The organism is Stenotrophomonas sp. As-7, assembly GCF_030291015.1.
Taxonomy (GTDB): domain Bacteria; phylum Pseudomonadota; class Gammaproteobacteria; order Xanthomonadales; family Xanthomonadaceae; genus Stenotrophomonas; species Stenotrophomonas lactitubi.
The window spans coordinates 1,563,322-1,587,525 of the sequence record NZ_CP127405.1 but is presented as its reverse complement, the minus strand read 5'-3'; the positions used below and the strand labels follow the sequence as shown (position 1 = coordinate 1,587,525).

Genomic DNA, 24,204 nt, shown 5'->3' with positions numbered 1-24,204 from the left:
GACCGCCGTCACCGCCTCCCGACATAGGTAACAACGCCGCATGACCGATCTTGCCCGCCCCGTGTTCCACGGTTTCGAACAACTGCCGCTGCGCGAGTACGCCGAACGCGCCTACCTCGACTACTCGATGTACGTGGTCCTGGATCGCGCCCTGCCGTTCCTCGGCGACGGCCTGAAGCCCGTGCAGCGCCGCATCATCTATGCGATGAGCGAGCTGGGCCTGAATGCCGCGTCCAAGCCGAAGAAGTCCGCGCGTACCGTCGGTGACGTCATCGGTAAGTACCACCCGCATGGCGACAGCGCGTGCTACGAAGCGCTGGTGCTGATGGCGCAGCCGTTCTCGTACCGCTATCCGCTGATCGAAGGCCAGGGCAACTTCGGTTCCAGCGACGACCCGAAGTCGTTCGCGGCGATGCGTTACACCGAATCCAAGCTGACACCGATCGCCGAAGTGCTGCTGGGCGAACTGGGCCAGGGCACCACCGACTGGGCGCCGAACTTCGACGGCACGCTGCAGGAACCGACCTGGATGCCGGCACGCCTGCCGCATCTGCTGCTGAACGGCACCACCGGCATCGCCGTGGGCATGGCCACCGATGTGCCGCCGCACAACCTCAACGAGATCGTCAGTGCGCTGCTGCATCTGCTGGACGATCCGGACGCCAGCGTGCGCGACCTGTGCGAGCACGTGAAGGGCCCCGACTACCCGTCCAACGCTGAGATCATCACCCCGGCCAACGACCTGCGGAACATGTACGAGACCGGCAACGGCAGCGTGCGTGCGCGTGCGACCTACATAAAGGAAGCGCACAACGTGGTGGTCACCGCGTTGCCGTTCCAGGTATCGCCGTCGAAGGTGATCGAGCAGATCGCCGCGCAGATGCGCGCCAAGAAGCTGCCGTGGCTGGAAGACATCCGCGATGAGTCCGACCACGCCAACCCGGTGCGCGTGGTGCTGGTGCCGCGCTCGAACCGCGTCGACGCCGAGCAGCTGATGGGCCACCTGTTCGCGACCACGGACATGGAGCGCAGCTACCGCGTCAACCTCAACGTGATCGGGCTGGACGGCCGTCCGCAGGTCAAGAACCTGAAGACGCTGCTCAGCGAATGGCTGGCGTTCCGCAGCAGCACCGTCACCCGCCGCCTGCAGCACCGCCTGCAGAAGGTCGAGCGTCGCCTGCACCTGTTGGAAGGCCTGCTGGTGGCGTTCCTCAACCTGGACGAGGTGATCCACATCATCCGTACCGAGGACGAACCGAAGGCGGCGCTGATCGCGCGCTTCGGCCTGTCCGAGGATCAGGCCGAGTACATCCTGGAAACCAAGCTGAAGCAGCTGGCCCGCCTGGAAGAGATGAAGATCCGCGGCGAGCAGGACGAGCTGGCCAAGGAGCGCGACAAGATCCTGAGCATCCTCGACAGCAAGGCCAAGCTGAAGAAGCTGATCCGCGACGAGCTGCAGGCCGATGCCAAGAAGTTCGGTGACGAGCGCCGTTCGCCGCTGGTGCAGCGCCAGGCGGCGCAGGCCATCGACGAGACCGAGCTGGTGCCGAGCGAACCGATGACGGTGGTGATGTCCGAGAAGGGCTGGATCCGTGCCGCAAAGGGCCACGACATCGATGCCTCGACCCTGTCCTATCGCGATGGCGATGCCCTGCAGGGCGCGGTGCGTGCACGCAGCACCCAGCAGGTCGCGTTCCTCGACAGCGAAGGCCGCGCCTACTCCACGCCGGTGCATACCCTGCCCTCGGCGCGCGGCAACGGTGAACCGCTGACCGGCCGCTTCTCGCCGGCCGCCGGCACCAGCTTCGTGACCCTGGCCAGCGCCGAACCGGATACCCGCTTCGTGCTGGCCTCGACCCACGGTTATGGTTTCGTCACCCGCTTCGAGAACCTGATCGGCCGCAACAAGGCCGGCAAGGCGATGCTGAACCTGTCGGCGGGCTCGTCGGTGCTTACGCCGTCGGTGGTGGCCAACGTGGCCACCGACCGCATCGTCGCGGTGACCAGCTCGGGCAACCTGCTGGCGATCGCCGCCGGCGACCTGCCGGAACTGGACAAGGGCAAGGGCAACAAGATCATCGAGATCCCCAAGGCCAAGCTCGCTACCGAGCGCGTGGTGGCAATCGTGGCGATCAGCCCCGGGCAGACCCTGCAGGTTCGCAGCGGCCAGCGCACCATGGGCCTGAAGTTCAACGAGCTCGAGGCCTATCTGGGCGCCCGCGCCACCCGTGGCCACCTGCTGCCGCGCGGCTGGCAGAAAGTGGAAGGGTTGTCGGTCGAATGACGGTAGGTGTCAACCTTGGTTGACACGCCTCGCCCGGCAAACCGGGAACCCGCCGGGCATGGCCCGGCGCTACCGGGAACGCGACGTCAGACACAAAAAAGCCGGGGCATTCCCCGGCTTCTTTGTTTGTCGGCTGGCGGGCGGTGGAGCAGCTGGCTGGCGAAGGCTGGCTGGCGGTGCTCCGGTGCTGGCGGGCGACGGGACGTTGTGATTCTGCGGAAAGCAGCCGAGCATGGCTCGGCTCTACCGAAAGCGGCGTCGGTCAGTGCGCCGGGGCGCCGCTGCCGTCGATCTTGCTCAGCTGGTACAGCTCCAGGCCGATGCGCTTGATCAGGCCCAGCTGCTGCTCCAGCCACCAGGCGTGGTCTTCCTCGGTGTCCTTCAACTGCGCCAGCAGCATGTCGCGGCTCACGTAGTCACCCTTCTCCTCGCACAGCTTCATGCCGGCGGCGAGGTTGTTGCGAACGGCGTATTCGGTATCCAGGTCCTTGCGCAGCATCTCCTCCACGGTCTTGCCCGGCTCGGTCGCATGCGGGCGCATGTCCGGGTCGCCGCCCAGGAACAGGATCCGGCGCAGCAGCGCGTCGGCATGCTGGGTCTCTTCTTCCATCTCGTGGTTCAGGCGTTCGTACAGCGCGAACAGGCCCTGGTCCTCGTAGCGGCGGGAGTGGATGAAGTACTGGTCGCGGGCGGCGAGTTCGCCGCGCAGCAGTTCCTTCAGGCAGGCGATGACGTCCGGATTGCCTTTCATGGGGGGAGCTCCTGTGAATCGATGGCGCCCATGGTGCCCCATCTGGAAATACGGTGATCTAATCGGAATCAGTCGCAGTTGCGCCTGCGGCTACAATCGGCCGACATGCTCGGGAAGGACCTGCAATGCGTCGTAAGTGGCGGTGGATTCTGGGTGCGTTGGTCGCGATCGTGCTGCTCGCGGTGCTGGTCCTGTGGTTGCTGCTGCGCGGCAGCCTGGCCGAGCTGGACGGCGAGCGCCCTTTGCCCGGGCTGGCCGGCAAGGTCACCGTGGAGCGCGATGCGCTGGGGGTGGTCACCATCACCGCTGGCAACAAGGCCGATGCGCTGCGGGCGCTCGGCCGTGTTCACGCGCAGGAACGTTATTTCGAAATGGACCTGATGCGGCGCAGTGCCGCAGGTGAACTGTCCGCGCTGTTCGGGGCGAAGGCGATCGAAGCCGACAAGCGCATGCGCGTACACCGCCTGCGCGCGCGCACCGAGGCCCATCTGCAGGATGCGCTGGGCAGCGACCCTGCGGCCGTGCGCGCCTATGTGGACGGGGTCAACCAGGGCCTGGGCAGCCTGGCGGTGCGGCCGTGGGCCTACCTGCTGCTGCGGCAGGCGCCGCAACCGTGGCAGGCCAGCGACAGTGTACTGGCAGGCCTGGCCATGTACGCCGACCTGCAGGACCCCGGCAACCAGTCCGAACTGGCCCTGCAACGCATCCGCGCGGTGGTGCCGCCTGCCCTGTACGCCCTGCTGGCGCACGACGGCAGCGAGTGGGATGCACCGCTGGCCGGCGCTCCCCGTGGCAACGCCCCCCTGCCCGATGCCAGCCAGCTGGACCTGCGCACGCTGAAGGCCTCGACCGGCGCGGCTGCGGAAGATGCCGACGCGGTCGGCAGCAACAATTTCGCCATTGCCGGCGCGCTGACCGCCGATGGCCGTGCGATCGTCGCCGACGACATGCACCTGGGCCTGCGCGCGCCCAGCCTGTGGTTCCGTGTGCGCCTGCGCTACCCCGATCCGCAGGCCGCAGGTGGCCGGGTCGACGTCAGCGGGTTCTCGCTGCCGGGCGTGCCGGCAGTGATTGTCGGCAGCAATGGCCATGTCGCGTGGGGCTTCACCAACAGCTACATCGACACCGCTGACTTCCGCAGCGAACCCGCCGACGCTGCGGTGACCGTGCATGAGGAGCGGATCGTCGTGGCCGGCGGCACCGACGTGCAATTCCCGGTGCGCGAAACCGCGTGGGGGCCGATCCTGCACACCCACGCCGATGGCAGCGGCGACGCTCTGCGCTGGGTCGCGCAGTTGCCGGGTGCGGTGCGCATGGACTTCGCCGACATGGCACGCGCTGCCGATCTGCACCAGGCCCTGCAGATTGCCGACCACGCCGGAATTCCCGCGCAGAACCTGGTGGTCGGCGACCGCAGCGGGCGCATCGCGTGGCGACTGATCGGCGCGCGGCCTGACCGTGGCCCGGGCTGCGCGCCACTGGGTTTCAATGAAAATCAGGCCAACCAGGGCTGCGCGCCCTGGCCGATCCGCAGCGACGCCGCGCCGAGCCTGATCGATCCACCCGCGCATCGGCTGTGGACCGCCAACAGCCGCGTGGTGGACGAGGCGACCCTGGCCACCGTCGGCAATGGCGGCTACGACCTCGGCGCACGCGGTCGGCAGATCCGTGACCTGCTGGCGACCCAGGAACGCTTCGACGAACACGACCTGCTGGCAATCCAGCTGGACGACCGCGCAGTGTTCCTGCAGCGCTGGTGGGTGCTGCTGCAGGAGGTGATCGAGCACAGCGACGATCCGGCACTGAAGCGGTTGAGAACGGTCAGCGAGCATTGGGACGGGCGCGCCGCGATCCATTCGACCAGCTACCGGGTCGTGCGCGAATTCCGTACACAGGTGCTCGACACGCTGACCGATGCGCTGCTGGCACCGGCCCGGGCGCAGCTGGGCGAGGATTTCCTGGCACCACGCCTGGCGCAGCTGGAAGGCGTCGCCTGGCCGATGCTGGAACAGCGACCCGCCAACCTGCTGCCACCCGCGTACACCAGCTGGGATGCGCTGCTGGCCGATGCTGCACATCGCACCGAAGCCGAGCTGTCCACGCAGGGGCCGCTGGCGCACCGCGGCTGGGGCGAGCGCAATACCGCAGCGATCTGCCATCCGGTCGCGCGCGCCCTGCCCGCCTTCGCCAGTCGCTGGTTGTGCATGCCGGCCGATCCGCTGCCCGGCGACCGTGACATGCCGCGTGTACAGACGCCGACCTTCGGTGCCTCGCAGCGGATGGTGGTCTCGCCCGGCCACGAAGCCGACGGCATCGTGCACATGCCGGGTGGGCAGAGCGGCCATCCGCTGTCGCCTTACTGGGGCGCGGGGCATGAGGATTGGGTGCATGGTCGCCCCACCCCGTTCCTGCCCGGCAAGGCACAGCACACGATGACGCTGGTACCGGTGCCCTGACGGCGGCCCCCACATGCGAGAGGGTGCGTTGCACGCTGTAGAGCCGAGCATGGGCTCGGCTCTACAAGATGCCCGCCCGCGCGACCGGCTCAGGCCTTGCGGCGCTCGATCAGGTTCAACAGCGGCCCGGTCATCGCAGTGGTCACCAGCGCCATGATCACCAGCACCGCGAACAGGCGGTCGCCAAGCAGGCCCAGCTCGTAACCCAGGTTGAGCACGATCAGTTCCATCAACCCGCGCGTGTTCATCAGCGCCCCCAGTCGCCACGCTTCGCGCGAGGCCATGCCGGTACTGCGCGCCGCACTCCAGGTGCCCAGCAGCTTGCCCACCGTGGCCACTGCGATCACCACCACGCACAGCAGGATGTCGCTGCTGTGCAGCGCGTCGGCACGCATGCGCAGGCCGGTCATGGCGAAGAACAGCGGCAGCAGCAGGGTCACCGCGAACGGTTCGACCCTGGCCACCAGCAGCTGCCGCAGCTGCGCGTTGGACGACACCGCCACACCCGCAGCGAATGCGCCGAACAGCGCGTGGATGCCGAGCACTTCGGTAACCAGCGCACTGGCCAGCGACAGCAGCAGGATGCCCAGCAGCCAGCGCCCTTCACGACCGGGCGCGATCGTCTGCCGGGCAAACCACGGCTTCACCAGCCCCAGCATCAGCGCGATGAACGCCACCACGCACAGCAGGTTGAGGCTGGCCGGCAACCAGCCGGTAGCCTGCGCTGCCGCCACGATCAACGCCAGCAGGCACCACGCGGTCGCATCGCCCAGCGCCGCGCAGGCGATGGCGGTCTGCCCCAGCGATGTGTGGGTGATGCCGCGATCAGCGAGGATGCGCAGCAGCACCGGGAAGGCGGTGATGCTCATCGAGATGCCAACGAACAGCGCGAACGCGGTAAAGCTCACGCCTTGCGGACCGTGCTGCGGGTACAGCCAGATCGCCAGGACCACGCCGAGCACGAACGGCACCGCGATGCCGGCGTGGCTGACGGTGAAGGCGAATCGGCGACGCCCACGCAGCGCGCCCAGATCCAGCTCGGCGCCGGCCACCAGCAGGAACATCAGCACGCCCAGTTGGCTGAGCATGCCCAGCGGCCCCAGCGAAGCGGCCGGGAACAGCGCGCCATTCACCTGCGGCAGCAGACTGCCCAGCAACAGCGGCCCCATCATCAGGCCGGCGGCCATCTCACCGATCACCGCCGGCTGTCCGAAACGCTTCAACAGCGCGCCGGCACCCTTGGCGACCAGCAACAGCACCAGCAGCTGCAGCAGGAACAGGCCGAGCGGTGAAGCCAGGTGATGCGCCCAATCACTGCCGACCACGGCCTCGGCCTTGCTGGCCACCGTCGGCAGCCCGGGCCCGGCATAGCGGGCCAGCAGCAGGCCGACCAGCAACGGCACGCCAGCCCATACCAGGTACCGCCACGCCCACTTCGTCGGTCGCACGGGACCTCCGGTCTGTACGTCCATGAACATTCCCCAATGTGCAGGGCGCCGATGATACGTCCTTGCCTGCTCCGGCGCTGTGCGCTCGCCGGGCATGGTCCGGCGCTACCGTTGTCAGGCGACCGGGCGCTGCCGGTCAGGCCAACGCCTGCTCGTGCACCCCGGCGATGGCGCGGCCCGACGGATCGGCGGCGGCGGCAAAGCTGGCATCCCAGGCAATGGCTGCCGGCGAGGAACAGGCGATCGACTTGCCACCCGGCACGGTTTCAGCCGCCGCGTGGCTGGGGAAGAACTGCTCGAACAGGTGGCGGTAGTAGTACGCCTCCTTGGTCTGCGGCGGGTTGTGCGGGAAGCGCTTGTCGGCGGCGGCCAGTACGCGGTCGCTGACCTGCGCTTCGGCGTGCGCCTTCAGTCCGTCGATCCAACCGTAGCCGACGCCATCGCTGAACTGCTCCTTCTGCCGCCACAGGATGCTGTCCGGCAGATAGCCCTCGAAGGCCTCGCGCAGTACCGCCTTCTCGATGCGGCGACCACCGAAGCCGGCGCCGACCATCTTGTGCGCGGCATCGAAACGCATGGCCACGTCGAGGAACTCGCGGTCCAGGAACGGCACGCGCGGCTCCACGCCCCAAGCCATCATCGACTTGTTGGCGCGCAGGCAATCGTAGTTGTGCAGGGCGTCGAGCTTGCGCACCAGCTCCTGGTGGAATTCGCGCGCGTCCGGTGCCTTGTGGAAGTAAAGATAGCCGCCGAAGATCTCGTCGCTGCCCTCACCGGACAGCACCATCTTCACCCCCATCGCCTTGATACGGCGCGCCAGCAGGAACATCGGCGTGGAGGCGCGGATGGTGGTGACGTCGTAGGTTTCAATGTGGCGGATCACCTCCGGCAACACATCCAGACCTTCCTCGAAGGTGTATTCGAAGCCGTGGTGCACGGTGCCCAGTGCTTCGGCGGCGACCGCAGCAGCGGCCAGATCCGGCGAACCCTTCAGGCCGATGGCGAACGAATGCAGGCGCGGCCACCAGGCTTCGCTCTGGCCGCCATCTTCGATGCGACGGCGCGCATAACGTGCCGCCACGGCGGCCACCAGCGATGAATCCAGCCCGCCCGACAGCAGCACGCCATACGGCACGTCACTCATCAACTGGCGTTCGACCGCATGTTCGAAGGCCTGGCGCAGTTCGGCGAGATCGGCCTGGCGGCCCTGCACGTCGTCGTACTCGCGCCACGGCTGCTGGTAGTAGCGCACCAGTTCGCCGTTGGCGCTGTCGTAGTAATGGCCCGGCGGGAACTGGGCAACGTCGGCGCAGGTATCGACCAGCGCCTTCATTTCAGAAGCTACGCGCAGTCGCCCCTGCGCATCATGGCCCCAGTACAGCGGCACCACGCCAACCGGATCGCGCGCCACCAGCACACGGCCGGCTGCACGGTCCCACAGGGCGAAGGCAAAGATGCCGTTGAGCTGTTCCAGCCACTGCGCCGGCGATCCGCCCTGGCGGTACAGCGCGTTGATCACCTCGCAGTCCGAACCGGTCTGGAAGGCATAGGCTTCGGCGAGGCCTGCCTTGAGCTGCTGGTGGTTGTAGATCTCGCCGTTGACCGCCAGCGCCAGCTGCCCGTCTGCGGACAGCAGCGGTTGCGAGCCGCCGGCCGGATCGACGATGGCCAGGCGCTCGTGGACCAGCAGCGCGCCTTCGTCCAGATACACGCCGCTCCAGTCTGGGCCGCGATGGCGCTGACGCTGCGACAGCTCCAGCGCATGGCGGCGCAGGGAAGGAAGATCGTCACCGGCCTGCAGGCCGAAAATACCGAAGATCGAACACATGGGTGGAACTCCTGTTGTGGGGAAGTACACGGGGGGAAGGTGTTCGACCGGCCATCCAGGCCCGGGTGGGGCTGCGCCCGGGCACAAAAAAACCCGCATCGGCCGATGCGGGTTTTCTGGTGTCCGGGCGTATGTTGCTGTCTATCTACCCAGGGCGCAGTCCCGCATCGGCCGCGCACGATTATTCGCGCGCAGATTATTGCGGTTGGTGTTGTTGACGGCGGTGGCCAGGCGGAGCGACATGGATCCGACCGTAACCGGGTTTCCGGCGCGGCGCAACAGTTGCGATGGCAACCGATTCAGCGGCCACGCCGGTAGCGACCCGGATAATCCCCTGCCCGCTTTCCGGAATTCATGGATGAACCCTTGCTGCCGTCGCCTGCTGCCCCTCCTGGCCCTGATCGCCTTGGCCGGCTGTGCGACCACGCCCACCCGCCCGGTCGATGACAGCGAACGCGACGCCCTGGCCGCAGCTGCCGATGGCCAGTTCGATTCGGCGTTGCGCGTGGCCAAGCTGTACCAGTACCGCAACGACGTGCGCGCACTGGACTGGTATGCGCGCGCCGCTGCCACCACGCCGCGCACGCACCGCACCACAAGCGCCGAGGAACAGCTGGGCAGGATCCTGGAACGCGGCCGGCTGGACAGTGCTGATACCCCGCAGAAGCCCGACGCGGTGGTGCTCAAACCCTCCGCGCGCAAGGCCTACCGCTGGTACCACCGCGCTGCCTATCACGGCTCGCCGTATGCGATGAGCGACCTGGAGACGTGGTATGAGCGACGTGGCGACATGGAGGGCGCACTGCGCTGGCGCCTGCGCCGCGCGGTCTACCTGCGCCACCTGTACAAGCTGCAGCCGTTGCGCGATGCCACCAGTGGGTCCGCGAAACCCGGCACTCCGCTCAGTGCTGATGCCTCACCGAACCCGGTGATCGCGCGCATCCAGCGCCGCGCCGCGCGCGGCGATGCCGAAGCGCAGGTGGACCTGGGCACGCTGTACGAGGCCGGCATCGGCGTGGTGCAGGACAAAACCGAAGCGCTGCGCTGGTATGAGCGTGCCGCTGCACAGGGCAACGTGTATGGCCAGTACCTGGCCGGGCTGGCACTCGGCCGCGGCGGCGATGGCCTGCAGAAGAACGTGGATGCGGCGGCGGCGTGGTTCGCCAAGGCCCACGCGCAGGACTTCTACATGGCCGACGAGTCGTACTGGCGCGAAGCGATCAAACCGCCGTTCTTCCAGTTCTCGGAGTAGCGCCGGGCCATGCCCGGCGCATCCACGGAAACCCGGCAGACCAGCACTACACCAGCAGGCGTTCAACCAGTCGCTGGTACAGCCCCGGCAGTGCTTCCAGCTCGTCCACGCGCACGTTTTCATCCACCTGGTGGATGCTGGCGTTGACCGGGCCGACTTCGATGCACTGCGCACCCAGTGGCGCGATGAAGCGCGCATCGGAGGTGCCACCCCCGGTGCTCTCTTCCGGCGCGCGTCCGGTGTGCTCGGCAAGCACCGCGCGCGCCGCTGCACGCAACGTCCCTTCGGGCGTGTAGAACGGCTCGCCGCTGCGGTGCCACTTCAGCGTGTACTGCAGGCCATGACGGTCCAGCAGCGCGGTGATCTCTGCTTCCAGCTTCGCTGCATCCCAATGCGGGTTGTAGCGGATGTTGAAATCCACCTCCAGCTCACCGGGAATCACGTTGTTGGCGCCGGTACCGGCATGGATGTTGGAGATCTGCAGGCTGGTCGACGGGAAGCTCTCATAGCCCTCGTCCCAGCGCCGTGCGCTCAGTTCGGCCAGCATCGGCGCGGCAAGATGGATGGGGTTGCGCGCCTTGTCCGGATAGGCCACATGGCCCTGCACACCCTGCACGCGCAGCTTGGCCGACAGGCTGCCACGCCGTCCCACGCGCAGCAGGTCACCCAGCGTGGTGGTGGACGACGGCTCGCCGGTGATGCACCAGTCGATACGCTGGCCGCGTTCGGCGAACAGTCGCGCGACATGGCGCACGCCATCGATGGCATCGCCCTCTTCATCACTGGTCAGCAGCACCGCCAGCGTGCCCGTGTGCTGCGGATGGGCGGCAACGAACTGTTCGGCAGCGACCACGAACGCAGCCACGCTGCCCTTCATGTCGGCGGTGCCACGACCGTACAGCACGCCATCGCGGATCTGCGGCGCGAACGGATCGCTCTGCCATGCCTCGCGCGGGCCCGGCGGCACCACGTCGGTGTGGCCCAGCAGGACCAGCACCGGCGCGCCGCTGCCGTGGGTGGCCCACAGGTTGTCGACCTCGCCCAGCCGCAGGTGCTCGCAGGTGAAACCGGCCGCCTGCAGACGTTCACCGATCAGCGCCTGGCAACCGGCATCGTCCGGGGTCACCGACGGCCGTGCAATCAGATCGCAGGCCAGGTCGAGGACGGCGCTCACGCGCCGCCCACGCCGAAGCGCGCCTTGAAGCCGTTGTCACTGAAACCCTGGCTGACCTTGCCGTCGGCGGTCACCACCAGCGGGCGCTTGATCAGCTGCGGGTATTCGCGCAGCAGCAGTTTCCACTCCGCTTCCGAATCGGCAGCCTTGCGGTTGTCCGGCAGCTGCCGCCAGGTGGTGGAGGACCTGTTGACCATTGCCGCCAGGCCACCCAGCTGGGCGGCCCATTCCAGCAGCGTTTCCGGGCTGGGTTTGTTGTCGCGGTAGTCGACGAAGGTGTACGGCACGCCGAAGCGGTCCAGCCACTTGGTCGCCTTCTTGCAGGTATCGCAGTTCTTCAGACCGTAGACGGTGGTGCTCATGCGTGCGGCTCCGTCAGTCGGCCAGGCCGCGCAGCAGGTCGTTGACGCTGGTCTTGCTGCGGGTGCGGGCATCGACCTGCTTGACGATCACCGCGCAGTACAGCGAGTGGGTACCGTCCTTGCTCGGCAGCGAGCCGGACACCACCACGCTGTACGGCGGGATGTAGCCGTAGCTGATTTCGCCGGTGGCGCGGTTGTAGATGCGGGTGCTCTGGCTGAGGAACACGCCCATGCCGATCACGCTGTGATGGCCGACGACCACGCCTTCCACCACTTCCGAACGCGCACCGATGAAACAATGGTCTTCGATGATCGTCGGGCTGGCCTGCAGCGGCTCGAGCACGCCGCCGATGCCGGCACCACCGGACAGGTGGCAATGCTGGCCGATCTGCGCGCAGGAACCGACGGTGGCCCAGGTATCGACCATGGTGCCTTCGCCGACGTACGCACCGATGTTGGTGAAGCTCGGCATCAGCACCACGTCCTTGCCGAAATACGTGCCGCGACGGGCGATCGCACCCGGCACAACGCGCACGCCGCCACGGCGGAACTTCGCCTCGTCATAGCCGGCAAAGCGCGATTCGACCTTGTCCCAGAACGGTGCCGGGCGTGCATCGACCACGGCCATGTCGTTGACGCGGAAATACAGCAGCACCGCCTTCTTCAGCCATTCGTTGACCTTCCAGCCGCCATGGCCGTCCGGCTCGGCGACGCGGAATTCGCCGCTTTCCAGGCCGTCGATCACACGGTTGACCAGCGGCCGGGTCGAGCCTTCCAGTTCGTGCAGGGTCAGCGTGGCGCGGCGCTCGAAGGCGCTTTCGATGCCGAACTTCAGTTCTTCCACGCCCGGGCCGGCCGGCTTGCGCAGCGACTTGCGTGCGATGTTCTCGGCGCGCGCGGCTTCGGCGGTCTTGGCCGGGGCCTTCTTCGCCGGTGCCTTCTTCGCCGCAGCCTTCTTCGGCGCGGCAATCTTCTTCGCAACCGGCTCAGCGGCAGCGGTCTTTTTGGCTGCTGCGCTCTTGGCGGTCGCGGCAGTCTTCTTTACAGGCTTGGTGGCCATCAGGCGGGGTCTCCGGCGTTTCGATCAGGGTCCAGGCAGGCCAGCATTGCGTCATGCAGCTGCTGCCGGGCGGATTCAGTCAGGGGGAGGTCGTGTTCGTCACTGATCACGAAGGTGTCTTCGGCGCGTTCGCCGAATGTGGCAATGCGCGCGTCCTGCACGCGCAGTCCCTGGTTGCGCAGCACGAACGCCACGTCGGCCAGCAGGCCGGGACGGTCGGGTGCGACCAGGGCGAAACGGGTTGCGCCGGGTTCATCGCGGAACTCGATGCGCGGGGCAAAACGGAAATGGCGCAGCTGGCGCGGCACCACCCGGCGCGAGGGACGCAGCCGCGTCAGATCGCCACTGAGCGCCTCGCGCAGGGCCGCTTCCAGGTTGGCGCTGCTGCCATCGGCAAACGTATCGGCCGGGCTCACTTCAAAATTATCGAAAATCGTATCGGCAGGACCATCCAGCACGCGCGCGCGGTGGATGCCGTAGCCCTTGCGGTCCAACGTCATCACGATCGCGGCGAACAGGCCGTCACGGTCCGGCGAGTGCACGAACACTTCCAGTGCCGGGTCGTCGACGCTGATCCGACGTACCTTCACCAGCGTCTGGCCCTGCTTGATCGGTACCAGCGCGGCGGCCTGCCAGGCCAGCTGTTCCGGGCGCAGGCGGATGAAGCCTTCGTCGGGCATCACCGCGAACTGGCGGTCGATGGTGGCATCGTCGTAGCCCTGCTCGCGCACCAGCGCACGCACACTGTCGCGCGCTTCGGCCACGCGCTCGGCGGCCGGCACCGGATGCTCCAGGCCCTCGCGCAGCGCGCGCCGGGTCGCGAAGTACAGATCGGCCAGCAGCCGGTCCTTCCACGCGTTCCACAGTTTCGGGCTGGTGCCGGCGATGTCGGCGCAGGTCAGCAGATAGAGGTAATCGAGGCGGTCGCGGCTGCCGACCAGGGTCGCGAAACGATGGATAACATCCGCATCGGCGATGTCCTGCTTCTGCGCGGTCACCGACATCCGCAGGTGCTGTTCGACCAGCCAGGCCACCAGTTCGGTATCCGAACCACTCAGCCCCTGCGCGTGGCAGAAGGCCCGTGCATCGACCGCGCCCAGTTCGGAATGATCGCCGCCACGGCCCTTGGCGATGTCGTGGAACAGGCCGGCCAGCAGCAGCAGCTCGGGCTTGCGCAGGCGCGGCCAGACTTCATGGGCTATCGAGAAACGTTCGTCGGCGCGACTGCTGGCGAACAGCCCCATGTTGCGCAGGACCATCAGCGTGTGCTGGTCGACGGTGTAGACATGGAACAGGTCGAACTGCATGCGCCCGCTGACCTGGGCGAACGCGGGAATCCATTGCCCCAGCACGCCCAGCCGCGCCATGCGCGAAAGCGTGTCGACCGGGCGCTGGCCACGCAGCAGGGCCATGAACTGTTCGCGCGCGTCAGGGTCTGCCTGGTCATAGGCCGGCAGCAGCGGCAGCGATTCGGCCAGCGCGCGCGCGGTCAACGAATGCAGGCCGCGGATCTGCGGATTGTTCGCCCAGCTGGCGAACAGCGCGAAGACCTGGCCGATGTCCGCGTTCGGCCAGTCGGCATCGTTGGCCGCCAGATAGCCACGGCGCAGGGCGAACCCCACGGTCAGCGGCTCGGGCTGCGCCTCGCCATCGAACTGTTCCTCGAAGCGCTGCAGCAGACGATCGCTGATCCGCCGCACCACCGAAGCTGCGCGGTAGAAGCCCTGCATCATCTTTTCGACGCCCAGGCTTTCGGCGTCGTCTTCAAAGCCCAGGCGCGCGGCCAGGGTCTTCTGGTAATCGAAGCGCAGGCGCTCTTCGGGCCTGCGCGCCACCAGGTGCAGGCCGAAGCGCAGTCGTGCCAGCACCGCGCGTTCGCGCTTCAGTGCAGCGGCCTCGTCAGCGCCCAGGTGGCCGAGGCCGACCAGCGCTTCCAGATCGCGCACACCAAACGCACGCAGCGCCATCCAGCCCAGCGTGTTGAGATCGCGCAGGCCGCCGGGGCCATCCTTCAGGTCCGGCTCGAGGTTGTCGGCAGTGTCACCGAAGCGCTGGTGACGGTTGCGCAGCTCCTCGAGCTTGGCCAGGAAAAAAGCACGCGGTGGCCACAGTTCGCGGTCATCCACCGCCGCACGCAGCGCACGCCGCGCCGCCTCATCGGCCATCAGCGGGCGCGCTTCGATCAACGCCGTCAGCACGGTCTGGTCGGCAGCGGCCTCGCTGCATTGCGCCGCCGAACGCACCGCGTGACTGACCGCCAGGCCGCAATCCCACAGCAACGCGAACAGCCGCGCGAGCGACTCTTCGTGGGCCAGCTGCGCCTGCGGATCGCCGAACACCAGCAGGTCGATGTCCGAACGCGGGAACAGTTCACCACGCCCATAACCACCCACTGCGAACAGCGACAGGCCACTGTCGGCCGGCAGGCAGCGCTGCCAGGCATGGCGGATCAGGTGATCGGCCGCGCGCGCGCGCAACGCCAGCAGGCGCTCGATGTTGTCACCCTGGTCGAAGCGGCGGTACAGGCGCGTGTCGGCCTGCTGCAGCGCATCGCGCGCGGCAGCAGCCCAGTCCGGGTCGTTGAGCGACGCGGCCGGCGTGTCCAGCAGCGAACTCGCCGGCAGCATCGTCAGGAGACCTGCGACTCGCCCGGCGACAGGGTCAGCACGTCCACGCCGGTCTCGGTGACCGCGATCATGTGCTCCCACTGCGCCGACAGCTTGCGGTCCTTGGTCACTACGGTCCAGCCATCGGGCAGCACCTTGTTGTAGCGGGTGCCCTCGTTGATCATCGGCTCGATGGTGAAGGTCATGCCGGGCTGCAGCACCAGGCCCTGGCCCGGACGGCCGTAGTGCACCACCTGCGGTTCATCGTGGTAGACCTTGCCGATGCCGTGGCCGCAGTACTCGCGCACCACGCTGAAACGCTCGCCTTCGGCATAGCTCTGGATCGCATGGCCGACGTCGCCCAGGGTTGCGCCCGGACGCACCGCGCGGATGCCGCGCCACATGGCTTCATAGGTGGCGTCGACCAGGCGCTTGGCCATCACCGACGGGGTGCCGACGAAATACATGCGGCTGGTGTCGCCATGCCAGCCGTCCTTGATGACGGTGACGTCGATATTGATGATGTCGCCATCCTTGAGGACCTTCCCTTCGCTGGGAATGCCGTGGCAGATGACATTGTTGACCGAGGTGCACACGGTCTTGGGGAAGCCGCGGTAGCCGACGTTGGCCGGAATGGCGCCCTGCACGTTCACGATGTGGTCGTGGCAGATGCGGTCCAGTTCCTCGGTCGTGACACCGGGCTTGACGTGGGGGGTGACGATGTCGAGCACTTCGCTGGCCAGGCGGCCGGCGATGCGCATCATCTCGATTTCCTGCGGGGTTTTGATATTCACGCTCATGGCTCCCATTATCGCCGATCCGGCCGCAATCTGAACGAACGCCACCCAACTGGCGATCCGGGCCATGCACGGATCCGGCAAGGAAGGTGAAAGCGTGATGGTCCACACCCTTTCGATAGCCTGTTTCTCACGGAATACAGACACTTGCGGTGCCTACGCTGGCCCCACTGTCGTCAAAACGGCGCCGAACGTGCCGTTTTCGCCCTGTTCAACGGACCTTCGGGTCAGGGAGGTTGTCCATGCGATCCGCAGCTCGTTCCCCTTTGGCCTGGGCCCTGGCCCTGCTGGTGGCAGGCCCGGCCGCCGCCGCTGATACCACCACGTTCAACGTCACCCTGGTGGTCACCAAGGCCTGCACCATCACTGCCGCTGCGGCCACCAACGTCGACTTCGGTACCGCCGCCTCCACCACCGCCACCCCCACCCTGGGCCAGGGCACCGTGACCGCGCAGTGTTCGGCGCTGACCCCGTACACCATCGCGCTGAATGCCGGTGCCAATGCCGGCACGGCCAATGACGTCACCACGCGGCGGATGAAGAACACCAACGCCGCAGTGACCGCGAACAACTACGTGGGCTACCAGCTCTACCAGGATGCCGCACACACCCTGGTCTGGGGCGCCACCACCGGCACCAACACCCAGGCCGGCATCGGCACCGGGCTGGCGGTGCCCTACATCGTCTACGGCCAGATCCTCAACCTGAGCACGGCCAACGCTGCTACCGGCAACTACCTGGATACCGTTACCGCCACGATCACCTATTGATGGAGCACGCCCGCATGGCCGGATCCCGCCCGTGGCGCGCCACCGGCGTGGCGCTGCTCGTCTTCAGCCTGCTTGGGGTCAACGAGGTCTCGGCGACCAGCTTGCAGGTCGCCCCCACCAGCCTGCAGCTGGAAGCACGCCAGCGCGCTGGCGAACTGTGGTTGACCAACAGCGGCACCTCACCGGTGAAGCTGCAGGTAAGGGTGTTCCGTTGGGTACAGCAGGACGGGAAGGAGCAACTGCTGCCCACCGAGGATCTGCTGGCTACGCCACCGATGCAGGAACTGGCAGCGGGCCAGCAGCAGCTGGTGCGGGTCATGCGCGCCGTTGCCGACGCACCGGCTGAGCAGCAGTACTACCGGCTGATCGTCGATGAGGTGCCCGATCTGGCCACGCGCAGCGAAGGAATGCAGTTCGTACTGCGCTATTCCATCCCGGTGTTCGTGCAACCCGGCGCCGGCGGCCGGCTGGCACCGCAGCTGCACGCCCGCCTGGTCCGGCTGGACGACGGTCGCAACGGCGTGGAAGTAGGCAATACCGGCAACAGCTACGCGCAGATCGCCGACCTCGCCCTGGGCAGCCCGGAGCGGCCGCGCATCGTCCATCCCGGCCTGCTGGGCTACGTGCTGCCCGGCCAGGTCATGCGCTGGCCGCTGGAGCGCACGGCGATCGACCGCGACAACGACCAGATCACGGCCAAGCTCAATGGCGAGTCGGAACAGACGTCGCTGCCGCCACCACCGGCTCGCTGAGGCGCTGATGAGCGCAGCGCTCGGTGCGGCCCTGTCCCCGGCGGCCCATGCAGCCGATGTCTCCGGGGTCTCCGCCGATGCCCTGCTGCCGCCACCGACCCCACTCACGGCCAACCAGACGCTGTACCTGGACGTGACCCTCAACAGCACGCCACGCGGCCTGCTGCCCTTCACCGACAATCGCGGCCGCCTGCAGGCCAGCCCCGAGATCCTGCGCCAGCTCGGTTTCAATGCCAGTGGCGATGCTCCCGTGTATCTGGACCAGATCAGCGGCGCGGTGGTGCGTTATGACGCCCACCTGCAGACCCTCGCGCTGGACGTGCCACTGGACCAGTTGACCTTGCCCACGACCGTGCTCAGCCGCCCGCAGGCGCGCGCGCCGCGCAGCAGCGCCTCGCCCGGCGTCCTGCTCAATTACGACCTGTATGGCAGCCGCGTCGACCGCCTCGGCAATCTGACCCTGAGCTCTGAACTGCGGGTGTTCGGCGTGGGTGCCGGCACCTTCGAGAACACCGCGGTCAGCCGTCGCTACCAGACCGGAGGCCGCCACTGGCGCAGCGACAGCGTACGCCTGGACACGCGCTGGACCCTGGATTTCCCGGACAGGGCGCTGACTCTGGAGGTGGGCGACTTCTACAGCGGCTTCGTCGACTGGAGCCGCCCGGTACGCCTGGGCGGCCTGCAGATCGGCCGCAATTACGGATTGCAGCCGTACCGTGTGCTTACCCCGACGCCGGCCTTCCTCGGCCAGGCGGTGGTGCCATCCACGGTCGAGCTGTATGTCGATGGCCTGCGCCAGTACAGCGGCCAGGTGCCGGTCGGACCATTCCAGCTGGCGGCGCAACCGGGCATCAGCGGCAACGGCAGCGCGCAGGTCGTGGTCACCGATGCGTTCGGCCGCATGCAGACCCTGGATTTCAGCTTCTACGGCACCCAGCAGCTGCTGGCCAAGGGCCTGTCGGACTGGTCGCTCGGCGTCGGCCAGCTGCGCGAGCAGTTCGGTGAGCGCTCCTTCGCCTACGACGACCGTACCGTGGCAAGCGCCAGCTGGCGCGGCGGCGTCAGCGACACGTTCACCGGCGAAGCACACGCCGAAGGCGGCGGCGGCCTGGCACAGGCCGGCGCGGGCGGCTGGTGGCTGCTGGGCGGCGCGGGCGTGGTCAATGCCGCGTACGCCCACAGCCGCTACCAGGGCCTGCAGGGCGGCCAGTGGGCGCTGGGGTACAGCTGGAACAACCGTCGTTTCAACGTCAATCTGCGCAGCGTGCGCAGCCACGGCGACTACCGCGACCTGGGCGCGCTGCAGGCCAACCTGCCGCCCAGCATCAGCGAGCAGGCCACGGTCGGCCTGGACCTGCTGCGCCTGGGCTCCCTGAGCGCCAGCTACCTGCGCCTGCGCTATCCCGATGGCGAGGACAACCGCTATGCCAGCCTGTTCTGGTCACGCAGCTGGAGCCAGCGCTGGTCGGCCTACCTGTCGGTCAACCAGAACCTGGACAACAGCGATGACCGCAGTGTCTACCTGTCGCTGACCGCAAGCCTGGGCAACAACCGCCAGGCCAGCCTGTCCAGCCAGCGCAACGGCGACCGCCAGAGCTGGGTCGCCGATGTCACCCAGCCGGTACCGGGCGACGGCAGCGCCGGCGGTATCGGTTGGCGCGCACAGGTGCGCCACGGCGACGACGGCAGCGGCGGCCTGGCCGAAGTCGGCATCCTCAACGATGTCGGCCGCTATGCCTTGGGTGCCTCGCGCCAGTCTGGCCTCAACTACGCCTATGGCAGCGCCAGCGGCAGCCTGGTGTGGATGGCCGGGCACACCTTCGCCGCGCGCGAAGTCGCCGATGCCTTCGCCGTGGTCAGCACCAATGGCGTGGGCGGTGTACCGGTGCGGCTTGAGAACCGCCTGATCGGTGTCACCGACGATCGTGGCCTGCTGCTGGTCAGCCCACTGCTGTCCTGGCAGCGTAACCGCGTCTCCATCGACACCCTGGACCTGCCGGCGGACATGCGCGCCGATCGCATCGAGGACTGGGTAACACCGCGCCAGCGTGCCGGCACCGGGCTGACCTTCAACCTGCGCTCGCGGCCGTCGTTGACCCTCACCGTGCAGGACATGGCGGGGCAGCCGCTGGAAGCAGGCAGCGAGGTGCAACTGGCGGATGGCCGCCAGGCCTCGGTCGGTTACGACGGACTGCTGTACCTGGAAGACGTGGCCGCTGGCACCGTGCTGTACATCACCACCAGCCGAGGGCAGTGCCGTACGCGGGTACCGGCATCGCCGCAGGTGGTCGCCGCGGGTTCGCGGCCTCGTCCGGCGCCCCTGCAATGCGTGCCGGAGGTGGCGCCGTGAGGATCCTGCTGCTAGGCCTGCTGCTTCTGGCCGGCCTGATCGCCAGCGCACCGGCGCGCGCGGCCGCCTCCTGCACCGCCACCGCCGACGCACTGCTGCCGTTCGGCAACGTCAACAGCGGCGCCGCCGGCCCGACCTCGGGCACGCTGAACATCACCGTGACCTGCACCACCGCCGCGCTGAGCCTGCTCGCCACCACCGGCGTACGCGTCTGCGTGGGCATCGGCAACGGCACGGGCGGCAGCACCACCACGCCGTGGCGAACGATGGTCAACGGCAGCGGCGATACACTCAATTTCCAGCTCTACAACACTTCCAACTACAGCCAGGTAACCGGCCTGACCCCGCGCGGCGTACCGCCGGCGCAGGAGCTGACCATGACCTACAACGTGCCCCTGCTGACCGGCGGCAGCGGCGCGCAGAGCGTGCAGTTGTTCGCGCAGATCCCGGCCAACCAGGTGCTCGCATCGGGTAGTTACAGCAGCACCTTCAGCGGCGCCAGCGTGGTGCTGACCTGGGCCTGGAACGAGGTGCTGCTGGGGAACGCCACCGTGCCGGCCACCTGCAATGGCGGCGCTACCGGCACCAACACCGCCAGCAATGCCTTCAGCTTCAATGCCACTGCCACCGTGCTGCCGCAATGCGGCAGCTACTTAACCACCACCATGAATTTCGGCAACGTCACCGGCGGCATTCCCGCCAACATCGACCAGACCGCCACCCTCACCCTGACCTGCCTCAAGCGCACCGCGTTCCAGGTCAGCCTCGACAATGGCCAGAACAACCCTGCCCTGAGCAGTACCCGGCGCATGCGCACCACCATCGGCAGCAACAACTATTACCTGACCTATGAGCTGTATCGGGATGCTGCACGCAGCCAGCGCTGGGGCAATACGCTCAACGTGGACACCTTCAGCGGCGTCGGCACTGGCAGCGCGCAAGCGTTGACGATCTACGGCCGGGTACCGCCGGTGAGCGGCCAACCGCCGGCCGGCACCTACAACGACCTGGTACAGGTGACGATCACCTACTGAGAGGCGCCCCGCACTACAGAATCGCCCATGTCGGCCGATACCGCGCATCAGATCGACAACAGGGTGGATGGCAGGTGGTTCGGGCAGTACTGATCGCAGCGATGTCCATCGCCAGCACGACAGCCTGGGCCGAGCCGGCGCCCGCCCCGTTGCAGATCCGCCTGACCGTGGTTGAAGGCTGCACCGGCACGGAGGGCGGCGCGCGTTGCCCGGTACCGCAGCAGCACAGCGACATCCTGCATCTGCCGCCACAGGTCCGTGAACTGGCCCCGCCAGCGCAGGACGAGCAAGGGCGTGCGACCTCCGAACCGCCCACCACCTACTACTGACTGCTGATGCACCGGCTGCTGCCCCTGTTGCTGGCACTGCTGCCCATGCCCGTGCAGGCGCTGGATCTGATGCCGACCACCCTGCGCCTGCCGGCCGCACAGGGGCGATCCGAGCTGTGGCTGCACAACCCCGGCCCTGGGCATTGGCGCGGCCAGGTGCAGGTCTGGGCGTGGGACCAGCAACCGGCTGCCGAACACCTGCAACGCAGCGCGCAGGTGCTGGCCAGTCCGACCCTGCTGGATCTTCCTGCCGGTGCGCGCCAGCGCGTCTGGCTGCTGCCGGCGTCGTCGGCGCCGGTGGCCGTCGAACAGGCATTCCGTATCATCCTGGCACCGGCAGAACCGGCCATGCCACGCTATTCACTGCCCCTGTTCCGCGGCGAACCGGTCCGCACGGCGGCCCCGTCCCTGCAGGCAGAGGTGGTGGTCAACGGGTCGCAGTTCATGCTGCGACTGCTGAACAGTGGCAACGGGCACGCGCGCCTGAGCGACCTTGCCTACGAGGCCGCCGACGGCCACCGAAGCCTGCTGCTGCCCGGTCTTGCCGGCTACGTACTGGCCGCGCGCCAGCGCCAGTGGCAGCTGCCACCGCGCGCCGATGGCTATGCCGGCGGCCGGTTCCACGCCCGCCTGCAGGACGGCACAGCGGTGATCCTGGCCGCGCCGGCACCTGCAATTGCAGCGCGCCAGCCAAGCGGGCTATAATCCCCGGGATGTCCTGCCGCCCTGTGCGCGGGACGCCGTCCACACCGGACGTCACCGGTGAATCCACACCTGCTGCCCCCATCCGTGCCGGGGTGCTCCGCAAGGAGTTCGGCCACGGAGGCAACAGGGAAGCCCAACCCCGGAACCATCAGCGTTTCCACGCGTCCCGCATACCTATCCCGCGGGCGGATTCGCCGGTTCCCCATCAGGAGTATTGCAATGCCCCAGGTCACCATGCGTCAGATGCTGGAAGCCGGCGTCCACTTCGGCCACCAGACCCGCTACTGGAACCCGAAAATGGCTCCGTACATCTTCGGCGCCCGCGGCAAGATCCACATCATCAACCTGGAAAAGACCGTCCCGCTGTTCAACGATGCGATGAACTTCATCTCGTCGGTTGCCCAGAAGCGCGGCACCATCCTGTTCCTGGGCACCAAGCGCAGCGCGCGCGAGTCGATCCGCGAAGAAGCCGAGCGTTGCGGCATGCCGTTCATGAACCAGCGTTGGCTGGGCGGCACCCTGACCAACTTCCGTACCGTGAAGCAGTCGGTTGCCCGCCTGAAGGAACTGGAAGCCGGTGAATCCGACGGCACCTTCGAGAAGCTGGTCAAGCACGAAGTGCTGGGCCTGCGTCGCGAGCGCGACAAGCTGGAAGCCTCGCTGGGCGGCATCAAGGACATGAACCGTCTGCCGGACGCGATCTTCGTCATCGATATCGGCCACGAAGACATCGCCATCAAGGAAGCCAAGAAGCTCGGCATCCCGGTGATCGCCGTCGTCGATACCAACTACAACCCGGAGCTGGTGGATTACGCAATCCCGGGCAACGACGACGCCATCCGTGCCGTGCAGCTGTACGCACGCGCTGCTGCTGACGCCGTGCTGGAAGGCAAGGCTGCTGCACCGCACGCTGCCACCGTCCGTGAAGAAGAGTTCGCCGACGCTGCTGCCGAAGAAGGCAAGCCGGCTCGCCGCGCTCCGGCCAAGAAGGCTGCTGCCGACAAGGGCGAAGCCCAGGCCTGATCCAGGCCCCGGTGGGCGCCTTGCGCCCACCTTTCCTGTCCGCTGCCGATGGCGCGACGACAGGAAACTGTCACACGGGCCGGCCACCATGCCGGCCCAACCCCTTTCTTTCGTGAGGTAATCCCGTGGAAATCACTGCTTCCCTGGTCAAGGAACTGCGCGAGCGCACCGGCGCCGGCATGATGGAATGCAAGAAGGCGCTCACCGAGGCTGGCGGCAACATCGACGCCGCTGCTGAAGCGCTGCGCAAGTCCGGCGCTGCCAAGGCCGACAAGAAGGCTGACCGCGTGGCCGCCGAAGGTCGTCTGGGCCTGGCCCAGGACGGCGGCAAGGCCGTGCTGGTCGAGATCAACTCGGAAACCGACTTCGTCGCCAACGACATCAACTTCAAGAACTTCGTTGATTCCGTCGCTGCCGCTGCCCTGGCATCGGGCGCCACCGATGTGGAAGCCCTGAAGTCGGCCACCCTGCCGACCGGCCAGACCGTCGAAGAAACCCGCGCGACCGCCGTGCAGACCCTGGGTGAAAACATCCAGATCCGTCGCCTGGTCAAGCTGGACACCACCGGCAACGTGGGTTCCTACGTCCACACCAACGGCAAGGTCGGCGTGCTGGTCGACCTGATCGGTGGCGACGCCGAACTGGCTCGCGGCCTGGCCATGCACGTGGCTGCGCTGAAGCCGCCGCACAACAAGGCTGCCGATGTGCCGGCCGAGTTCGTGGAAAAGGAAAAGGAAATCGAACTGGCCAAGATGTCCGAGAAGGACAAGTCCAAGCCGGCCGACATCCTGGAAAAGATCATCAGCGGCAAGATCAACAAGATCGTCAGCGAAGTGACCCTGTACGGCCAGAGCTACGTGCTGGACGGCGACAAGACCGTCGAGCAGGTGGTCAAGGCTGCCGGCGCCGACGTGGCTGGCTTCCAGCTGCTGGTCGTTGGCGAAGGCATCGAGAAGGTGGTGGAAGACTACGCCGCCGAAGTTGCCAAGGCGATGCAGGTCTGATTCCAGCCTCACGGCTGTGATGAAACCAGAAGGAGCCGCGGGAAACCGCGGCTCTTTTTTTATGCCTGCCGCCGCGGTGGGCGCCCTTTCTGCGGGTGCGCACCGTTGGTGCGCTGCATGTGGGTGCCCATTCCGTGGGTGCGCACCGTTGGTGCGCACACCGGAACCAAGGGTCTTTGCGTTGCGTGCGAATCAAGCCGATACTCGGCATAGGGAACC

Annotated in this window: 19 protein-coding genes; 11 read left to right on the top strand and 8 right to left on the bottom strand. The window is 67.4% G+C overall.

Translation table 11 applies throughout. The features are described from left to right. Positions 1-40: 40 nt before the first annotated feature. Complete coding sequence (gene parC / locus QP457_RS07380) at positions 41-2,284, top strand: DNA topoisomerase IV subunit A (protein WP_205404001.1); 2,244 nt, start codon at positions 41-43, stop codon at positions 2,282-2,284. 262 nt (positions 2,285-2,546) lie between these two features. On the opposite strand, the gene bfr is transcribed toward parC, so the two are convergent. Continuing rightward, on the bottom strand, positions 2,547-3,035 hold the full coding sequence (gene bfr, locus QP457_RS07375) for a bacterioferritin (RefSeq protein ID WP_025877631.1): 489 nt from the start codon (positions 3,033-3,035) through the stop codon (positions 2,547-2,549). 125 nt (positions 3,036-3,160) lie between these two features. Between bfr and QP457_RS07370 the strand changes: the two genes are divergently transcribed. After that, positions 3,161-5,491, top strand: a complete 2,331-nt coding sequence (locus QP457_RS07370; RefSeq protein WP_205404002.1) for a penicillin acylase family protein — start codon at positions 3,161-3,163, stop codon at positions 5,489-5,491. An 89-nt stretch (positions 5,492-5,580) separates the two neighbouring features. On the opposite strand, the gene QP457_RS07365 is transcribed toward QP457_RS07370, so the two are convergent. Both QP457_RS07365 and asnB read right to left on the bottom strand, forming a co-directional pair. Continuing rightward, on the bottom strand, positions 5,581-6,969 hold the full coding sequence (locus QP457_RS07365) for a cation:proton antiporter (RefSeq protein ID WP_205404003.1): 1,389 nt from the start codon (positions 6,967-6,969) through the stop codon (positions 5,581-5,583). Between the two features lie 106 nt (positions 6,970-7,075). Further along, positions 7,076-8,767, bottom strand: coding sequence for an asparagine synthase B (gene asnB, locus QP457_RS07360; protein WP_205404004.1), 1,692 nt, complete (start codon positions 8,765-8,767; stop codon positions 7,076-7,078). A gap of 358 nt (positions 8,768-9,125) precedes the next feature. Here asnB and QP457_RS07355 point away from each other — a divergent pair, with 358 nt between their 5' ends. Then, the gene (locus QP457_RS07355) at positions 9,126-10,019 is read left to right on the top strand and encodes a tetratricopeptide repeat protein (protein ID WP_205404005.1); all 894 of its coding nucleotides are present in this window, start codon (positions 9,126-9,128) and stop codon (positions 10,017-10,019) included. A gap of 46 nt (positions 10,020-10,065) precedes the next feature. Here QP457_RS07355 and dapE read toward each other — a convergent pair whose 3' ends face one another. The 5 genes from dapE to map are packed head-to-tail and all read right to left on the bottom strand — an operon-like array spanning position 10,066 to position 16,087. Further along, a complete protein-coding gene (dapE, locus tag QP457_RS07350; RefSeq protein ID WP_205404006.1) occupies positions 10,066-11,193 on the bottom strand; it encodes a succinyl-diaminopimelate desuccinylase in 1,128 nt (375 codons plus the stop codon). Next, entirely contained in the window at positions 11,190-11,555 is a 366-nt protein-coding gene (locus QP457_RS07345; RefSeq protein WP_025877641.1) for an arsenate reductase, read from the bottom strand. The genes dapE and QP457_RS07345 overlap by 4 nt, the downstream gene beginning before the upstream one ends. Before the next feature lie 13 nt (positions 11,556-11,568). Next, on the bottom strand, positions 11,569-12,615 hold the full coding sequence (gene dapD / locus QP457_RS07340; RefSeq protein WP_205404007.1) for a 2,3,4,5-tetrahydropyridine-2,6-dicarboxylate N-succinyltransferase: 1,047 nt from the start codon (positions 12,613-12,615) through the stop codon (positions 11,569-11,571). Then, complete coding sequence (locus tag QP457_RS07335; protein WP_205404008.1) at positions 12,615-15,242, bottom strand: [protein-PII] uridylyltransferase; 2,628 nt, start codon at positions 15,240-15,242, stop codon at positions 12,615-12,617. Before QP457_RS07335 ends, dapD begins: the two co-directional genes overlap by 1 nt. Before the next feature lie 2 nt (positions 15,243-15,244). Then, complete coding sequence (map, locus tag QP457_RS07330; protein ID WP_100464301.1) at positions 15,245-16,087, bottom strand: type I methionyl aminopeptidase; 843 nt, start codon at positions 16,085-16,087, stop codon at positions 15,245-15,247. Between the two features lie 173 nt (positions 16,088-16,260). On the opposite strand from map, the gene QP457_RS07325 reads away from it, so the two are divergent. From QP457_RS07325 to tsf, 8 genes are all read left to right on the top strand, one after another. Next, the gene (locus QP457_RS07325) at positions 16,261-16,788 is read left to right on the top strand and encodes a spore coat U domain-containing protein (protein WP_100552021.1); all 528 of its coding nucleotides are present in this window, start codon (positions 16,261-16,263) and stop codon (positions 16,786-16,788) included. Next, positions 16,788-17,540 carry a molecular chaperone gene (locus QP457_RS07320; RefSeq protein WP_205404009.1) on the top strand — a complete coding sequence of 251 codons (753 nt, stop codon included), beginning with the start codon at positions 16,788-16,790 and terminating at the stop codon, positions 17,538-17,540. The genes QP457_RS07325 and QP457_RS07320 overlap by 1 nt, the downstream gene beginning before the upstream one ends. A 7-nt stretch (positions 17,541-17,547) precedes the next feature. After that, positions 17,548-19,890, top strand: a complete 2,343-nt coding sequence (locus QP457_RS07315; protein ID WP_205404010.1) for a fimbria/pilus outer membrane usher protein — start codon at positions 17,548-17,550, stop codon at positions 19,888-19,890. Continuing rightward, a complete protein-coding gene (locus QP457_RS07310; protein ID WP_205404011.1) occupies positions 19,887-20,924 on the top strand; it encodes a spore coat U domain-containing protein in 1,038 nt (345 codons plus the stop codon). Before QP457_RS07315 ends, QP457_RS07310 begins: the two co-directional genes overlap by 4 nt. Positions 20,925-21,025: 101 nt before the next feature. Beyond that, positions 21,026-21,253: a hypothetical protein gene (locus QP457_RS07305; RefSeq protein ID WP_205404012.1), complete on the top strand. Its 228-nt coding sequence runs from the start codon at positions 21,026-21,028 to the stop codon at positions 21,251-21,253. A gap of 6 nt (positions 21,254-21,259) precedes the next feature. Next, positions 21,260-21,958 (top strand): fimbria/pilus periplasmic chaperone, encoded by a 699-nt coding sequence (locus QP457_RS07300; RefSeq protein WP_205404013.1) that lies wholly within the window; start codon positions 21,260-21,262, stop codon positions 21,956-21,958. 219 nt (positions 21,959-22,177) lie between these two features. Then, on the top strand, positions 22,178-22,981 hold the full coding sequence (gene rpsB / locus QP457_RS07295; RefSeq protein ID WP_099821427.1) for a 30S ribosomal protein S2: 804 nt from the start codon (positions 22,178-22,180) through the stop codon (positions 22,979-22,981). A 125-nt stretch (positions 22,982-23,106) separates the two neighbouring features. Further along, entirely contained in the window at positions 23,107-23,985 is an 879-nt protein-coding gene (gene tsf / locus QP457_RS07290) for a translation elongation factor Ts (RefSeq protein WP_100464286.1), read from the top strand. The last annotated feature ends 219 nt before the right edge of the window (positions 23,986-24,204 follow it).

Bases quoted from the DNA above. Each gene is read 5' to 3' on its own strand.
- parC (WP_205404001.1), top strand. From the start codon at position 41: ATGACCGATCTTGCCCGCCCCGTGTTCCACGGTTTCGAACAACTGCCG.
- bfr (WP_025877631.1), bottom strand. From the start codon at position 3,035: ATGAAAGGCAATCCGGACGTCATCGCCTGCCTGAAGGAACTGCTGCGC.
- QP457_RS07370 (WP_205404002.1), top strand. From the start codon at position 3,161: ATGCGTCGTAAGTGGCGGTGGATTCTGGGTGCGTTGGTCGCGATCGTG.
- QP457_RS07365 (WP_205404003.1), bottom strand. From the start codon at position 6,969: ATGTTCATGGACGTACAGACCGGAGGTCCCGTGCGACCGACGAAGTGG.
- asnB (WP_205404004.1), bottom strand. From the start codon at position 8,767: ATGTGTTCGATCTTCGGTATTTTCGGCCTGCAGGCCGGTGACGATCTT.
- QP457_RS07355 (WP_205404005.1), top strand. From the start codon at position 9,126: ATGAACCCTTGCTGCCGTCGCCTGCTGCCCCTCCTGGCCCTGATCGCC.
- QP457_RS07345 (WP_025877641.1), bottom strand. From the start codon at position 11,555: ATGAGCACCACCGTCTACGGTCTGAAGAACTGCGATACCTGCAAGAAG.
- dapD (WP_205404007.1), bottom strand. From the start codon at position 12,615: ATGGCCACCAAGCCTGTAAAGAAGACTGCCGCGACCGCCAAGAGCGCA.
- QP457_RS07335 (WP_205404008.1), bottom strand. From the start codon at position 15,242: ATGCTGCCGGCGAGTTCGCTGCTGGACACGCCGGCCGCGTCGCTCAAC.
- map (WP_100464301.1), bottom strand. From the start codon at position 16,087: ATGGCCCGGATCGCCAGTTGGGTGGCGTTCGTTCAGATTGCGGCCGGA.
- QP457_RS07325 (WP_100552021.1), top strand. From the start codon at position 16,261: ATGCGATCCGCAGCTCGTTCCCCTTTGGCCTGGGCCCTGGCCCTGCTG.
- QP457_RS07320 (WP_205404009.1), top strand. From the start codon at position 16,788: ATGGAGCACGCCCGCATGGCCGGATCCCGCCCGTGGCGCGCCACCGGC.
- QP457_RS07315 (WP_205404010.1), top strand. From the start codon at position 17,548: ATGAGCGCAGCGCTCGGTGCGGCCCTGTCCCCGGCGGCCCATGCAGCC.
- QP457_RS07305 (WP_205404012.1), top strand. From the start codon at position 21,026: ATGTCCATCGCCAGCACGACAGCCTGGGCCGAGCCGGCGCCCGCCCCG.
- QP457_RS07300 (WP_205404013.1), top strand. From the start codon at position 21,260: ATGCACCGGCTGCTGCCCCTGTTGCTGGCACTGCTGCCCATGCCCGTG.
- rpsB (WP_099821427.1), top strand. From the start codon at position 22,178: ATGCCCCAGGTCACCATGCGTCAGATGCTGGAAGCCGGCGTCCACTTC.